Annotated in this window: 16 protein-coding genes; 9 read left to right on the forward strand and 7 right to left on the reverse strand. The window is 62.9% G+C overall.

The window, feature by feature from the left end:
• The first annotated feature begins 103 nt into the window (after positions 1–103).
• Both NFC73_RS19355 and NFC73_RS19360 read left to right on the forward strand, forming a co-directional pair.
• Positions 104–1024 (forward strand): DUF8462 domain-containing protein, encoded by a 921-nt coding sequence (locus NFC73_RS19355; protein ID WP_254752919.1) that lies wholly within the window; start codon positions 104–106, stop codon positions 1022–1024.
• Between the two features lie 262 nt (positions 1025–1286).
• A complete protein-coding gene (locus tag NFC73_RS19360) occupies positions 1287–4007 on the forward strand; it encodes a cation-translocating P-type ATPase (protein ID WP_254752921.1) in 2721 nt (906 codons plus the stop codon).
• On the opposite strand, the gene NFC73_RS20900 is transcribed toward NFC73_RS19360, so the two are convergent.
• From NFC73_RS20900 to NFC73_RS19370, 4 genes are all read right to left on the reverse strand, one after another.
• Positions 4001–4162, reverse strand: coding sequence for a transporter associated domain-containing protein (locus NFC73_RS20900; protein WP_308292700.1), 162 nt, complete (start codon positions 4160–4162; stop codon positions 4001–4003). The genes NFC73_RS19360 and NFC73_RS20900 overlap by 7 nt on opposite strands.
• A gap of 24 nt (positions 4163–4186) precedes the next feature.
• Entirely contained in the window at positions 4187–4417 is a 231-nt protein-coding gene (locus NFC73_RS20905; protein WP_308292697.1) for a CBS domain-containing protein, read from the reverse strand.
• A gap of 208 nt (positions 4418–4625) precedes the next feature.
• Positions 4626–4781 carry a hypothetical protein gene (locus tag NFC73_RS20910; protein ID WP_308292698.1) on the reverse strand — a complete coding sequence of 52 codons (156 nt, stop codon included), beginning with the start codon at positions 4779–4781 and terminating at the stop codon, positions 4626–4628.
• A 597-nt stretch (positions 4782–5378) separates the two neighbouring features.
• Positions 5379–5768, reverse strand: coding sequence for a heavy metal-responsive transcriptional regulator (locus NFC73_RS19370; protein ID WP_254752923.1), 390 nt, complete (start codon positions 5766–5768; stop codon positions 5379–5381).
• A gap of 106 nt (positions 5769–5874) precedes the next feature.
• On the opposite strand from NFC73_RS19370, the gene merA reads away from it, so the two are divergent.
• Together merA and NFC73_RS19380 are read left to right on the forward strand one after the other, a co-directional pair.
• The gene (gene merA, locus NFC73_RS19375; protein WP_254752925.1) at positions 5875–7305 is read left to right on the forward strand and encodes a mercury(II) reductase; all 1431 of its coding nucleotides are present in this window, start codon (positions 5875–5877) and stop codon (positions 7303–7305) included.
• Positions 7306–7707: 402 nt separating this feature from the next.
• Positions 7708–8124 (forward strand): VOC family protein, encoded by a 417-nt coding sequence (locus NFC73_RS19380; protein WP_254752927.1) that lies wholly within the window; start codon positions 7708–7710, stop codon positions 8122–8124.
• Positions 8125–8186: 62 nt separating this feature from the next.
• On the opposite strand, the gene NFC73_RS19385 is transcribed toward NFC73_RS19380, so the two are convergent.
• The 3 genes from NFC73_RS19385 to NFC73_RS19395 all read right to left on the reverse strand — a co-directional run bounded on the left by NFC73_RS19385 (position 8187) and on the right by NFC73_RS19395 (position 10340).
• The gene (locus NFC73_RS19385; protein ID WP_254752929.1) at positions 8187–8477 is read right to left on the reverse strand and encodes a hypothetical protein; all 291 of its coding nucleotides are present in this window, start codon (positions 8475–8477) and stop codon (positions 8187–8189) included.
• 86 nt (positions 8478–8563) lie between these two features.
• Positions 8564–9430, reverse strand: a complete 867-nt coding sequence (locus NFC73_RS19390; protein ID WP_254752931.1) for a universal stress protein — start codon at positions 9428–9430, stop codon at positions 8564–8566.
• A 244-nt stretch (positions 9431–9674) separates the two neighbouring features.
• Positions 9675–10340, reverse strand: a complete 666-nt coding sequence (locus tag NFC73_RS19395) for a helix-turn-helix transcriptional regulator (protein ID WP_254752933.1) — start codon at positions 10338–10340, stop codon at positions 9675–9677.
• Positions 10341–10424: 84 nt separating this feature from the next.
• On the opposite strand from NFC73_RS19395, the gene folE reads away from it, so the two are divergent.
• From folE to tal, 5 genes are read left to right on the forward strand one after another with little or no spacing between them, the layout of a single operon-like run.
• Positions 10425–11057, forward strand: coding sequence for a GTP cyclohydrolase I (gene folE / locus NFC73_RS19400; RefSeq protein WP_254752935.1), 633 nt, complete (start codon positions 10425–10427; stop codon positions 11055–11057).
• A 51-nt stretch (positions 11058–11108) separates the two neighbouring features.
• Positions 11109–12359, forward strand: coding sequence for an NAD(P)/FAD-dependent oxidoreductase (locus tag NFC73_RS19405; RefSeq protein ID WP_254752937.1), 1251 nt, complete (start codon positions 11109–11111; stop codon positions 12357–12359).
• Positions 12359–13360 (forward strand): dihydropteroate synthase, encoded by a 1002-nt coding sequence (gene folP, locus NFC73_RS19410; protein WP_254752939.1) that lies wholly within the window; start codon positions 12359–12361, stop codon positions 13358–13360. Before NFC73_RS19405 ends, folP begins: the two co-directional genes overlap by 1 nt.
• Positions 13357–14163 (forward strand): pyrimidine reductase family protein, encoded by an 807-nt coding sequence (locus NFC73_RS19415; RefSeq protein ID WP_254752941.1) that lies wholly within the window; start codon positions 13357–13359, stop codon positions 14161–14163. Before folP ends, NFC73_RS19415 begins: the two co-directional genes overlap by 4 nt.
• Positions 14160–15284, forward strand: a complete 1125-nt coding sequence (gene tal, locus NFC73_RS19420; RefSeq protein ID WP_254752942.1) for a transaldolase — start codon at positions 14160–14162, stop codon at positions 15282–15284. Before NFC73_RS19415 ends, tal begins: the two co-directional genes overlap by 4 nt.
• Positions 15285–15290 lie beyond the last annotated feature (6 nt).

Raw genomic sequence — 15290 nt, forward strand, 5'->3', positions numbered from 1 at the left:
AAGCCAAGCGGGCGGAACGACCCCGTTGTCGCACCCAAGGGTGCTGACCAGAACACGCCGCTAGACGGCCCATTGGTGGCGTTCCGCCCGCCCCACAACCGCCTTGTTCAGCAGCCTCCTAGGGGAGGCCCTTCACGCTCCACTTGCCGATCTGGCACGGCCGTCAGCAGGGCGGCGGCTACTGAAAGCCCTGAAGACTGCCGTCAGCTTCAAAGCCTCCTATGACCAGAGCGGTACGTGGAACTTCGGCTTGGATCTCACAGGGGCCTCCGGTGGGGGAGCGGACACCGGGGTCCTCGAAACCGACCTCCGCAAGCTCGTCCACGACCTGGCATTGGCTGCGGAAGAGGAGAATGTCGGTCTGGCGATCCTGATTGACGAAGCTCAGGATCTCGATCAGGCCGAGCTCGTGGCGCTCTGCGCAATCGCCCACGCCGCCGCGCAAGATGACTGGCGTGTACTTTTCGCATTTGCTGGTTTGCCGAGCCTGCCCAGAGTGCTCGCCGAAGCGAAGTCCTACGCCGAGCGGTTCAATTACGAAAAGATCGAGGAGCTCCGGGGAGCCGTTGCCTCGGAAGCTTTGACGGTACCGGCAGGCGATGACGGGGTCGAATGGGACGACGCCGCCGTTGCACTGATCGTCGATGAAAGCGCCGGCTACCCATACTTCCTGCAGCAATTCGGACAGGACACCTGGAACGCCGCAACCGGCGTGAACATCACGTACGACGATGCGCGGGTCGGAGCAGCCAACGGACGTGCAGCCCTGGACAGCGGTTTCTTTCGGGCCCGCTGGGACCGGGCAACCAGGGCCGAACAAAACTACCTCAGGGCCATGGCCGAAGACGGCGACAAGGGAAGCTCTTCGGGCGAAATTGCGGCGCGCCTGGGGCGAGGCCCGGCCAGTTTCGGCCCGATCCGGGCGAACCTGATTGCAAAAGGTCTTGTCTACGCTCCGGAACACGGTGTCATTGCCTTCACCGTCCCCGGAATGGCGGCCTTCATCCAGCGCCAACCCAAGTGAGCAGTAGATCCTTCACCAACGGCCTTGCGATAGGCTTCCGGAAATTAACGAACGAGTTGCCTGGCACCCTGTATCCGCCGTCCTTGGGGCACCATCTGAAAGGGGTCGAAGACGGCTCTGCGCCGTCACAGGTTGTATGCCCTCTGTGGCCGATTGTCACCTTGCCTGATTCGTGCGCTGACCGAACAGGAGACAGACGACTGACCGATAGCCTGAGGTCAGTGCAACCGTGCTGATACGTCTACGGCAAGGATAATTCGCGATGGGTTCCGGCACTATCGAGAAGGATTGGCATACTCGCTCATCGTCCGAGGTTGCAGCGTCCTTGGACGTGGACCCTTCCGTGGGGCTCACGGCCGCGGCCGTGAGTGCCAGACAGGAGAAGTTCGGAGCGAACGTGCTCGCGGACGAGGCTAAAGTGCAGGTCTGGAAGAAGGTTCTGCGGCTGCTTGCAGACAAGATGATTGTGGTGCTCATCATCGCCGCCATTGTCAGTGCGGTCGTCTCCCGGGAATGGGAAACCCCCGTTGTGATCCTGGTTGTGATCGTGCTGAATACAATCCTGAACTATGTTCAGGAGAGCCGGGCTGAGAGCAGTCTCGCAGCTCTGCGGACCATGTCAGTGGACACTTCACGGGTCCGCCGGAACGGCCATGAAGAGGAAGTCTCCAATGAGGAGTTGGTTCCCGGTGACATTGTGGTGCTTGAAGCGGGCGACACGGTTCCGGCGGATGGCCGCCTACTCGAGGCGGCGCGGCTGCAGGTGGCTGAGGCTGCGCTGACCGGTGAATCCCAGCCAGTGGAGAAGACCGGCGTTACCCTGGAAGATCCCGGCCTGCCGCTCGGTGACCGAACGAACATGCTTTTTATGAGCACGGACGTAAGCCGCGGACGGGCCGTCATGGTGGTTACTGGCACCGGCATGTACACCCAGATTGGCAATATAGCGGCACTGCTTGAGGGCGCAGGCGATGAAGGGACGCCACTTCAAAGGCGTATCGGCCAGCTGACGCAGCTGTTGACCGTCGTTGCGCTGGCGGTAGTAGTCGTCGTCTTTGTCTTGGGGCTTGCCCGCGGACAGCCTTGGTCTGAGTTGCTGATCACCGCAGTTTCGCTTGCCGTGGCCACTATCCCGGAGGGCCTGACGGCGGTGGTCGCCTTTACTCTTGCCATGGGCGCCTCGCGAATGGCGCGCCGTGGTGCGATCATCAAACAGCTATCCGCCGTCGAAACCCTCGGCAGCACCACGCATATCGCCACCGACAAGACCGGCACACTGACCCTGAACGAGATGACGGTACGGCGCCTGCACATGATGGGGCGTTCGTTCCGCATCACCGGCCAGGGGTACACGACGGAAGGAAAGATCCTCAGTGGCGACGGCGAGCCACTGCCGGCGATGTCCGACGCCTTGGTTTCCATGGCCCTGTGCAATGATGCCTGGATCCGGGACGGCAAGCTCGTCGGTGATCCCACCGAAGGCGCCTTGGTGGCGCTGGCCGAGAAGGGTGGGATTGATGTTGATGGCGTCCGCGCCAACCACCCCCGGGTGGCGGAAGTGCCGTTTGATTCCGATTACAAGTTCATGGCCACCTTTCACGAACAGAACTTCACCAAGGGAGACAGCACGCCGGCCAGGTTCCGTTGTTTCGCCAAGGGCGCGCCGGGTGTCCTCCTGGAACGGGCGGATTCGATCCTCACGGCCGAGGGCATTCTGCCGCTGACCGACGAGGACCGGACGGCTGTCCGCGAGGATGTCGAGACGATGGCGGCCGAGGGCCTGCGCACGTTGATGATCGCCGGCCGCCGGCTGGACGGCGAGCTGCCCTCAGACGGCGACGAACTGCGTGCCGCTGCGGACCATCTGACCATTTACGCCGTAGTCGGAATTGTTGATCCGCCCCGGGCGGAGGCGGCAGAGGCCATCGCGACTGCCCGGGCCGCCGGGATCACCGTGCACATGATCACTGGCGATCATCTGGTCACGGCTTCTTCTATCGCGAGGCAACTTGGTATCCCAGGCGAGGCCGCTTCGGGTGCAGCCCTGGATGATCTGGACGACGCCGAGCTCAACCGGCGTGCCGCTGGGTTCGGAGTGCTGGCACGCGTGGCGCCCGAGCACAAGATCCGTGTGGTCAAGGCTCTGCAGCAGGACGGCAATATCGTGGCCATGACCGGTGACGGGGTGAATGACGCGCCGGCGCTGAAGCAGGCGGATATTGGCATTGCCATGGGCATTACGGGCACGGACGTGTCCAAGGGCGCGGCGAAAATGATCCTGACGGACGACAACTTCGCGACGGTTGTTTCAGCCGTCGAGGAGGGCCGCGGGATCTACGCGAATATCATCAAGTTTGTGAAGTTCCAGCTCACAACGGCGTGGGGTTTCGTTCTTATTTTCCTCATTGCCGGGGTGCTCGGTCTCGCCGGCGGGGCGCCGTTCACCGCGTTGCAGATCCTCTGGGTGAACATCATTATGGATGGGCCGCCCGCACTTGCTCTCGGTGTGGATCCAGCCGAGCCGGACATCATGAAACAAAAGCCGCGACCAGCCAACGAGCCGTTGCTGACTCCTAACCGGCTGCTTCGGATCCTGGGACTCGGTGTGGTGATGGCAGCAGGAACCACTGCGGTCCTCGTCCTGGCGCCCGTCCTGTTCCCGGAGAGTTCCACCGATCCGTTGCTGGGGACCACCCTTGCATTCACGACCTTTGTCTTTTTCCAGGTCTTCAATCTGCTCAACGTACGATCGGAATCCGGTTCCGTGTTCGCACTGCAGACCTTCACCAACCGCAGTATCTGGGTAGCCTTGCTGGTTGTGGTGGTCCTGCAGTTCTTAGTCGTTAGCCTCGACGAGTTGCAGCGATTCTTCGGAACTACCGCGCTCAGCTCCACGCAATGGGGACTGACTCTGCTCGTGGGGTCTTCCGTGCTCTGGGTGGAAGAAACCCGGAAGGCGATTGTCCGGTCCCGGAATCAATAGCTGGTTTCTACGCGGGGGTCATTCGCTGGCGTCACTCGGATCCGGCCGATGCGCATTCGATCCATGACGAGCATGGTCAGCGGATGGCCAGATATCTTCACTCTGTCACCGGTTCCGGGCAGGCGACCCAAACGGTCGATGACGAAGCCGGCCACCGTCTCGTAATGGCCGTCTGCCAACTATATGCCCGACACCGACTCGAATTCCTGCAGGATCAGGCCGCCGTCACCGTCGACAGATCCATTGGTCACTCTCACGCGATCCTCAAGTGTGACGATGCCGGCTGTCCCGCCGTACTCATCCACCACCAGTGCGATGTGGTTGCCCAGTTTGCGCATTCTGGACAGTGAGGGCAGCATCCGATTCGTGCCCGGCAGCGGAAGAAGCTCACGAACAATATCCTTCACCACACCTCAAAATGCCCTTCATCCCGGGGCATCAGGTCACGGATATGGATCGTCGCTGGTCCTGCCAATCACGGGATAGCGCGAATACGGGGAGTCCCTGACCTTGCGACGGGCATCCGCAACGCTCAGGTTGCCTTCGATGAAGGCCACCCTCGGTGCGAGGCCGCATGACCTCCTGCAGCAAACGATCACCGGCTCCAAAACACGTCCGTCAGAAGGTGCGGCTACTTTCTTCCAGCATCTCGCTCTCGGCGACCATGTCCCAGAGTTCCTCCGAGCTGACGCTCTCCGATTTTGCATTCGGATCGCCGCCAAGCCCCACCATCGCGTTGGTTAAGACGGACAGCAGCCAGATGACCGGTCGCATAATTTACGAGAAGATGATCAAGGCGGAGCCAGAATCTTCGTCAGTCCCACCGCATTCTGCATAGCCAGCCTCTTAGGTGCCAGCTCCCCAAGCACCAGGGAAAGGTAGGCCACCAGCAAACGTCATGCCGATAAAGGACACCGGTTCCGACGCGGAGCCCAATCCCAAGCCCTCAAGGAGAGGCGTTACTTCCGGTGCAATGGTGGAGGCACCATAAGCGGCTGAGAAAAAACCGGAAAGTGCCACTCCAATCTGTACGGCTGAGAGGAAACGGTTTGGGCTCCGAGCCAGCTCCGCCGTCCTGGCCCTGACGTATCCGACTATCGCGCAGGGAAACCAGTGCCATTTCCGTGCCGGCGAAGACACCGCCCAACAGCACAAAGAAGAGGACCAACACGAAATTCAGCAGAGTGCCACCACCCATGAGTCGACACTACCGAACTCGCGGCACTTAACTGATTGGCGAGCTGGATGAGGTCCGACGGCTACGGCCGTATGAGTATGTCAACTAATTGTGGCCCCGGTGGAACGGTTATTTCTGGCCCCGCTCAATGCCGGTGAGGGGCACGTCTCCACTTCATCCCATGGGGATGCCGATCAGATGTAGCGGCAGACCTCGTCAGCGGAGCACGTGTCCGGTTCAGGTTCAGCGGCCTGGGCGTGCAGCTCGGAGATGGTTTCCCTGAGGGCAAGGAGCTCGGCGATCTGGGCATCGAGTTCCCGCAGACGCTCCCCTAGCAGGTCCCGGACGTGCGAGCACGGGGCCTGGCCGTGTTCGCGGATCCTCAGGATCTGCCCGATCTGGGCGAGGGTGAGCCCGGCGGCCTGGCCGCGGTGGATGAACCCGACCTGGCCCACAGCATCGTCGGTGTAGTCCCGGTAGCCGGACGCCATGCGCTCGGCGGGCGGGAGCAGCCCCGACTCCTCGTAGAACCGCAGGGTCTTGGTCGTGGTTCCGGTTGCTTCTGCAAGCTGTCCGATTCTCATGTGCGCTGATTTCTCTTTCGGTGGCCACCCGATTTGACCTTCCACTGTACTGGAAGGTTCATGATGGTTCCATAGGAACTTTCAAGTCACGGGGAAGGACGCCGGGATGGGCAACGAACGGTTCGATCTGGCGATCATTGGTTCCGGTGGCGCGGCGTTTGCGGCCGCGATCCGGGCCAGGGGGCTGGGCAAGCGGGTAGTGATGGTTGAGCGCGGCACCGTGGGCGGGACATGCGTTAACACCGGGTGTGTGCCGTCGAAGGCGCTCCTGGCTGCCGCGGACGCCCGCCACGTGGCGTTGGACTCGGCCCGCTTCCCCGGCGTGATGGCCTCGGCGGGTCCTGTGGACATGCCGGCCCTCGTCGGGGGCAAGGCTGCGCTTGTTGACAGCATGCGGACGGAGAAGTACATCGACCTGGCCGCCGACTACGGCTGGACCATGGTCAGCGGGGACGCAGCGTTCACCGGAAGCCAGGATGCGCCGTTGCTCCAGGTCACCTCACCGGGCGGTGCGGTGACAACGATCGAGGCCGGACACTACCTCGTGGCCACAGGCTCCACACCGTGGGCGCCGCCCGTTCCGGGACTGGCCGAGGCCGGATACCTGACCTCGACGACGGCGATGGAACTGGACGAGGTGCCCGAAACCATGCTCATCCTGGGTGGGGGCTATGTTGCCTTGGAGCAGGCGCAGCTTTTCTCCCGGCTTGGCGCCCGGGTCACCATGCTGGTCCGCTCCAAACTCACTTCGCAGGAGGAACCGGAAGTATCCAAGGCGTTGGCCGGAGTCTTCGCGGATGAGGGGATCCGGGTGGTCTGGCGGGCCACCGTGGATTCCGTGAGCCTCGATCAGGCCACCGGCGGGGTCATCGCCACCGGATCCGTGGCCGGAGGCCAGGAAGTGTTCCGGGCCTCCCGGCTGCTCGTGGCCATGGGCCGCCGGCCCGTCACCGACGGGCTGAACCTTGAGGCCGTCGGGGTAAAGACCGGCACGTCCGGCGAGATCGTGGTCGACTCGCGTCTGGCCAGCTCCAACCCGCGGGTCTGGGCCGCCGGGGACGTGACCGGCCATCGGGAGTTCGTCTATGTCGCCGCGGCCCACGGCGCCCTGGCCGTGGAGAACGCCTTCACCGACGCCGTGGCCGAGGTCGACTACCGGTACCTGCCCCGGGTGACCTTCACCAGCCCGGCCGTGGGTGCCGTCGGGATGACTGAGAAGGACGCGGTCGCTGCCGGGATTCGCTGCGACTGCCGGGTCCTGCCCCTGCAATATGTCCCGAGGGCGCTGGTCAACCGCGACACCCGCGGCTTCATCAAGGTCGTCGCCGATCGTGACACCGGCCGGATCCTGGGCCTCACTGCCGTGGCCAAGGATGCCGGGGAACTGGCCGCCGCCGGCGTCTACGTGCTCGAGGCGGGCATGACCACCGCACAGGTCGCCGCCGCCTGGAGCCCCTACCTGACCATGACCGAGGGCATCAGGATCGCCTGCAAAGCCTTCACCACCGACGTCTCCAAACTCTCCTGCTGTGCCTAAGCTAAGAGCGCGGCCCCGAACCTCAAGAAAGCGAATCCCATGACCGCCTTTCCAAGGACCAACTGGTAACGACCATGAATTTGGCGCTCCCGGCACAGCGTCCTTCCATTGGAGAGAATGGTGCGCGAGGGGCTGGCCGACATCACCCTCATCTCGACCACCAGCAGGCCCTCGCCGGCGGTGGGGGAGGGGTCTGAGGAGGATCGTTAGGGGATTCACGGTTAAGGGGTCCGGTTTGCACACCGCTGCTCGGCATGTCGGGCCAGGGCTGGCCGAAAGGGTGGAAGGCCGCGGCACGGACCGGACTAGAGCCGGGAACGCCAGAGTGGAATGTCATAGCAGTGCCGGCAGGAGCGTCTGGGAAGGCTGGCCATGTAGCGTCGGCAGGTTAATAATGACTGAATGGGGTATTCAGCCAAGGTCGCGTCATCGGTCCTGTTCGTGGCCGAACTGGACAGGTCTGTGACGTTTTACTGTGACCTGTTCGGATGTGAAGTATCCCTCCGCTCCGAGGGGGATGCGGCTCTTCTTCTGGCCGCCGGCGGCTTCCAGCTGTACCTCATCGCGCGAGGCAACCGGGCCGAGCACCACACGGGGGGTCTGGGCTTTCACGTGCTGATGTGGGCCACGGACAGTGTCCAGGGATTGGAATATTTCCAGCAGGCTCTGAAGGAGATGGGGCGATACACGGACACCCACACAGCCGGAGGGGTCACTTTTGTCGAAGGCGTTGACCCCGATGGCATTCGGGTCATCGTCGCCCACCCAGACCCCTCAGAAAGGCCGCGTTCGGTCTTCGACAGCCGTTTGTACACCTGAGCTCTCTCCAGGCTCGTACAGGCGGCCCAAGCCGCTGTACCTGAGAATCAGGTGCCGGTGGTTTAGTCAGATTCCGCTGCCAACTGCAGCCGCAGCTGCTCGGGGTAGTCGTCGTAGCTTGCGATGACGTCGGCCAGATCGAGCATGGGCGGGAAATCGATGACCGGTTGATGGGCGGCCAGAAACACCGCCGTCTGCCTGACCACCTGCCGCTCGTCGGCGCCCTCCAGCTCCAGCTGTTCAAGCGCGCCAGGATCGACTCTGAACCTGGACTCGATCACTTCCCCCTCGGCCTGAGCGCGCACCAGATACTCGTGCTCGATTAACGCCTCAACCTCAAACTGAGCTTCCATGTCAGAAGCGTACGCCCAAGACGGCTGATAGCGGGGGCCGGTCATGGGTCGTGCTTTAAGCGCGCCGGTTAAACGACTGACTGGGGTTAGTTCGCGAGCACTGTGCCCATGCGCTGGTAGTCGCGCGGGATAACCATCATGGGAACGGGCAGTGCGCGCAGGACTTTATTGGCCGTGCTGCCGATGAACAGCTTGTTTTTCTCCGCCAGGCGGGAGGATCCCACGATCAGTATCTCCCCGTCGTCCCATTCCAGGTTATCGATGCACTCCTCGATAGTCCGGCCATGAGCCACCTCAACGGTGACCTTGTGTCCCTCCGGGAGCCGGCGGGGCGCTTCGGTGAGTACGGTGTTGGCATGGATGTGCGCTGCGTTGACCACCTCGCTTCTGTCCCCTTCAGCATCCAGCTCCACGAGCGAGACCAGGCGCAGCGGAAGACCGCGCCGTTTGGCGGAATCAACGGCGGAGTCGATGGCGGCATCCGCACCCGCCCGCTGCCCCACGGCGAGGGTTAGCCGGGTCACAGCCTCTGTGCGGCGGTACCCTCGAGGAGCCAGCGCAACCGGGACCGGCGAGGCATGCAGCAGTGCGTTGGCCACGCTGCCCACTGTGTGGCGCTTGAACAACCCATCGTTGGCCGCGCCCACCACAATCATCTCCGCTCCAACCGCGGCGTCGATCAGGCCTGCGGCGAACGAATCGGCGTTCCGCACATGGAACTCGACGCTGACGTCTTCGGGGGTCAGGCCGAGCCCTTTGCGCTGCGCGGTCAGGACGGCCTGCTCTTCGGCGCTGACCTGGCCGCCGCCGGGATTCCCTGCAGCGTGCAGCGCGCCCTGGTCCACCACATGGACCAGGTCAAGCCGGGCGCCCTGGGCCCGGGCCATCGCCGAAGCCAAGGCAACGGCGTCGGCGCTGCGTTCGTTTGGTGTGTAGCCAACGACATATCGCATCTGTGAACCCCTTTGGGTCTGGGGCAGAATCCAGCTTCGTGCCGGGGTTTCCGGGCGGCGTCGGCCGGCCTGCGTTCCTGAAGTGGTGTTGCTGACTCTAGTCCGGAAGGGCAAGAATCCGTGGTGGCTTTGGCGCAGTCGGGTAGGTGGGCCAGGTTGCCTTGGCCCGCCTCTCACACCACCGTATGAACACGAAACGACGCGCTGTGTCCGCGAGAGACATGCACTTCAGCTGCCGTGCCGCTCACTTCGTGGCGGCGGTCAGCCGGGCGCAGCAGGGTGCGCTCTCGGGGGCGGCCTCGATTCGGTGCTGTGTGTCGTTGCAGCCGTCCAGCGTTCCATGGAGGAGGGAGGTATTGAGACCGCATACGAGCCGGGTGTGGTCCTTGGCGAGGCGGTGGAACGGGCAGTTACCCAGAACCAGTCCCTGCGCGTCGGCCTCGGGTTCATACCCGTTGTCGGCCAGGGCTTTCTCGGTGCTTCCAGCGAGCAGCCCCAGTCTTTGGCCTTCACGGTAGGCGATCGTGCGAAGGGCTTCCTCGACAGGTTCGCCGGTCACCAGGGATGCTTCTATCGCGGAAGCGAGCAGGCGGGCTGCGAGTTCATATTCACGAGCGGGAAAGGAAACGCTGACCTCATCAACTGCGGGTTTATACAGTTTGGTCGGCCTTCCGGATCCGGGGCCCGTGCGCGTGCCCAGTTTTCTGCTTTCGGTTTCCAGCAGACCCTCACGGACCATCCTCTCGAGATGGAAGGCTGCGGTGCTCGGAGCGAAGTTCAACATCCTGACCAGCTGATCCCGGGAGAGTGGAACGGGGCTGCGTATGAGGGCCCGGTAGAGAGAGCGCCGTACCGGATCGGCCAACGCGGCAACGTCGGGGTCTTGCGCGGAAATCGACGAAGGATTCATAAGCAAATTCAACCACCTCTAAGAGGACTTGACGGACCCCATTATACGTTCTAAATTCAATAGAACCAACTTTAGAAGGGCATTATGCTATCCCCTCAGTTCCAGGACCGGCAGAGACAGTACGCCGACCCGATTGATGAGCTTGCCCGGCTTGATCTTGAGCAAGAGGGCAGGGCCGGGATCGACGTTGAGGGTGCCCGGGCAGCCGTTGCCGCTTTGCTGGTTGCCCTGGGCCGTGACATGTCGGATCCGCATCTGGCGGAAACTCCCCGCCGCGTGGCTAAAGCCTTTGAGCAGATGCTGACTGCCCGGCCTGCGGCGTGGACGACGTTTCCGAATACGGACGGGTACACAGACCTGGTTATCGTGAAAAGCATCCCCTTTCATTCGCTCTGCCAGCACCACCTGTTGCCCTTCCGTGGTGTGGCGCATATCGGCTACATTCCGGGGGACAGGCTGATCGGGCTGTCCAAACTTGCCCGAGGCCTGGAATTGTTCGCCAGAGACCTACAGGTCCAGGAACGCCTCACGGTGCAGGTGGCGGACTGGCTGATGGAAACACTCGACGCACGGGGCGCCGGCGCAGTCCTGGAAGCCGAACACATGTGCATGTCGCTGCGGGGAGTGGAGGCGAGCGGCACCCTGACGATGACGTCGGCCTTCCGTGGGGAGCTCAGTATTCCGGGACCGCTCCAAGACCGCTTTTTCCCGAAGTGATGGTTCGTTTTTCCCGGGCAAAGTTGTATCCGGAATTGGAAGGAGATGGTCATGATGAACAAGATCGTTATCGTCGGAGCCGGCCTTGCCGGGGCGACTGCCGCGCAGACCCTGCGGGCTGAAGGGTTCGATGGCACAATCACGCTGGTGGGCGCGGAAAAGCACTACCCATACATCCGTCCGCCTCTGTCCAAAGGCTTCCTGGCCGGGCGGGAGGACGAGCAGTCTTTGCTGCCATACACTCCGGGTGACTATGTGGACAAGCAGATAGAACTGCTGCTGGGTGAAAGTGTGGAATCCATCGATCCGGCAGCTGGCCTGGTGACTCTGGCAGGAGGCGGCGTCCTGGAATATGGGCAGCTGCTGCTGACGACAGGGGCCTCGCCCCGCACCCTTCCCGTCCCCGGCGCCACCTTGCCGGGCGTGGATTGCCTGCGCACACTGGAGGACAGCAAGCGGCTGCGGGCATCCCTGAGCCGCTCCGGAGATCACGGCCCGCGGCGCGTCGTTCTCGTCGGCACGGGCTGGATCGGCATGGAAGTCGCTGCCACTGCCAGAACACTCGGGGCCGAGGTTACGGTCCTGGGACGGGAAAAGGTCCCGCTCGAAGCTGTCATCGGACCGGAACTCGGCACCGTCTTCATGCAGCGGCACGAAGAAGCGGGAGTGTCCTTCCGTACTGAAACGACAGTCGCCGGAATCACCGAAGCCAACGGCCGGGCTGCCGGCGTCATCACTGACACTGGCCAAGAACTTCCGGCTGATCTGGTTGTGGCAGCTGTGGGCGTCATCCCCAACACCGCTCTGGCCGAAGCCGCAGGGCTCACCATCGAAAACGGCATACTCACAGACCAATCAATGCGAACGAGCGATCCAAACATTTTCGCGGCAGGCGACGTGGCCAACGCCTACCATCCCATCACCGGCAGGCATCAGCGAAGCGAACACTGGGCGAACGCCATCAACAGCGGCAAGGTCGCGGCCAAGGCAATGCTCGGGCAGACCGCCGTGCTGGATAACATCCCCTATTTCTACACCGATCAGTTCGACCTGGGCATGGAATACTCCGGCTACGCCTCATTGGCGCGCAACGCGAAGCTGGTCCTGCGCGGGGACCCGTCCTCACGCAAATTCATCGCGTTCTGGGTCACTCCGGTCTCATCCACCAAAGGCAGGGTCGTGGCCGGCATGAACGTCAACGTCTGGGACGTCCAGGACGACATTAAGTCCCTGATCACCAACGCCCACGCCGTCCACACGCAGCAACTTTCAGACCCGGCCACACCGCTGAGCGACTTGTGATGCAGCCGCCAACGCGGGAGACGAGAGAACCGCCGGGAGCGACGGCAGCCGCAACGCCTGGGACCACCACGTACGAGCCGGCGCTCCTGCACCCCGTGCACCGGTTCGGGAGCCGGATTATCGATTTCCGCCGCCAGGCAGCACTGATGGCCATCATCAACCGCACCCCGGATTCGTTCTACGACACTGGACGGACCTTCGGACTCGAAGCGGCCATCGACGCATCGATGGCCGCACTGGCAGAAGGCGCGGACTGGGTTGACATCGGCGGGCAGCCGTTCGCACCAGGGACCTGCCTGAGCACACGCGAAGAAGCCGACCGTGTCATTCCCGTCATAACAGAAGTGCGCCAACGCAGCGACACCATCATCTCAACTGATACTTTTAACCCGGAAGTTGCTCGACTGAGCATCAAAGCCGGAGCTAATGCCATCAATGACACCTCCGGGCTCCGGAACCCCGACATGGCTGCGGCAGTCGCTGAATCCGGGGCGCACCTGATCATCACCCATAGCCTGGCTCCGCCGCGGTCCGCCTGGCCCCGGCCCGGTTACCATGACGTAGTTGGGGAGGTCCGGGACTTTCTGTGCCGAAAAATAGACGAGGCGCTCCGGCTCGGCGTCAGCGAAGAACAGATCATCATCGATCCCGGGCACGACCTGAACAAGAACACCCTTCATTCGCTGGAACTCACCCGCTGCCTTGGGCGCATCGCGGCGTTGGGCTTCCCCGTCCTCGCTGCTGTCTCCAACAAGGACTTCATCGGCGAAACCCTGGGCAAGGCAAAGGATCAGCGGGTGGAAGGCTCACTCGCTGCTGCCGTCATCTGCCTTCTGAACGGAGCGCGTATCCTGCGCATGCACAACATTGCGGCCGCAGCTGCTGCGCTTCACCTGACGGAGGCGGTGCTGGGCTGGCGGAACCCGGTGTCACTGCAGCACAACATGGGGCACCACAAGATGGACGAACCGGTGCCGCAACCGTCTAGGGTGCTGCTGTGATTGATCGTCTGCTGCCCGGACACGTCGCTGCCGCCACCGATCAGCAACTGGTGGACTGGTATACACATCCGGTAGCAAGCGGGCCCCGGGTCAGTTTCAACTTCGTCTCCAGCCTGGATGGTGCCGCAACGCTCAACGGCCGCTCCGGAGAGCTGGGCAACGCAGCGGATCGGCGGATCATGAAGCTTTTGCGCCGTGTCGCCGACATCATCCTCGTCGGTGCTGGAACGGTCCGGGCCGAAGGCTATTCCGGGGATCTCATCGACCCGGAAGACAGCCGATGGCGCCAGGACCACGGCAAGAGCAGCCGGCCTTCACTCGCCATGGTCTCCGGAAGCCTCAGCGTTGACCCGGGCATGCCCTTCTTCACTGCCGCGGCCGAACGGCCCCTGATTATCACCGCCGAGGAGGCTGATCCCGCCCGAAAGAGGAGACTGGAAAAGGTGGCGGATGTGCTCGTCTGCGGGCAGCGGAGCCTTGATGTGGAGGTACTGATCCACGAACTCGGGTTGCGTGGATTTTCACGGCTCCACTCCGAGGGAGGGCCACGCCTGTTTGGAACGTTCCAGCAGGCCAACCGCGTCGACGAACTTTGCCTCTCGGTCAGTCCCGTACTTGTGGGAGGGCCAGGGGTGCGTATTGCGGTGAGTTCCACCCAGAATCCCCAGCCGAGCCACATGCACCTTGACCACGTGCTTCGTTCCGGGGATATGCTCTTCCTCCGCTACCTGGCCCGGCAGGACGGCGGCCCTGCAGAACACCGGGCGGCGCCGGGAGTACCGCCGCCGAGCAAAGGATCATGACCGTGAACGATCCATTGGCCGCCCTCAACGCGGCTGGAGTCTCAATCTGGCTTGACGACCTGAGCCGGGAACGCCTCGTCTCCGGCAGCCTTGCCGACCTGATCGCCCATCGGCGGGTGGTCGGGGTGACAACGAACCCGACGATCTTCGCCAAGGCAATCAGCAACGGCGCTGCCTACGAATCCCAGATCCATGACCTGGCCGTCCGCGGTGTTGCCGTCGATGAGGCCCTGCGGACACTGACCTGTTCTGACGTTAGAGCGGCCTGTGACCTGCTCCTGCCCGTTTATGAGGCGACAAGCGGCATTGACGGACGTGTCTCAATAGAGGTCGAACCGCGGCAGGCCAGAAGTACGGAGGTGACCATCGCTGAAGCCCGGGCGCTGTGGTGGATGGTCGACCGACCAAATCTTTACATCAAAATCCCGGCCACTCCCGCAGGGATACCGGCGATAGCCCGCTGCCTGGCCGAAGGTATCAGCATCAACGTCACCCTGATCTTCTCCCTCGCCCGCTACGAGTTCGTGATGGAATCCTTCCTGGCAGGCATGGAACAGGCCCGTCAGGCAGGGCTGGAACTGTCGAGGATAGGTTCTGTGGCATCTTTTTTTATCTCCAGAGTCGACAGCGCGGCCGATGCCCTGCTCGACACGATCGGCGGGCCGGAGGCAGCCGAACTTCGCGGCAGGATGGCCACGGCGAACGCGCGGCTGGCCTACCAACGCTACGAAGCCGTTTTCTCGTCCCCGCGCTGGCATGCCCTCCGAGCTGCAGGGGCCAACCCGATGCGTCCCCTCTGGGCTTCCACCTCTACAAAGGATCCCGCGTACAAGGACACCCGCTACATTGTTGATCTCATCACTCCCGGCGTAGTCATCACCATGCCTGAAGCCACTCTGCGCGCCGTAGAGGACCACGGCCAGGTGCCGGAAGACTCCGTTCGGGCCAATTACGTTGACGCAGAGCGTGCCTTGGCCCGCATCCAGGGAGCCGGCATTGACTACGACGCACTCGCGGCCGGACTTGAGGACGAGGGTGCCGCCGTTTTCGAAACCGCTTGGGAAGCACTTCGGAAGCAGCTGTCTGCGCGGCTTTCATCTTCTCTGGCGAAAGCACCCTGAGGCGGG

This window comes from Pseudarthrobacter humi (assembly GCF_024294965.1).
Lineage (GTDB): Bacteria > Actinomycetota > Actinomycetes > Actinomycetales > Micrococcaceae > Arthrobacter > Arthrobacter humi.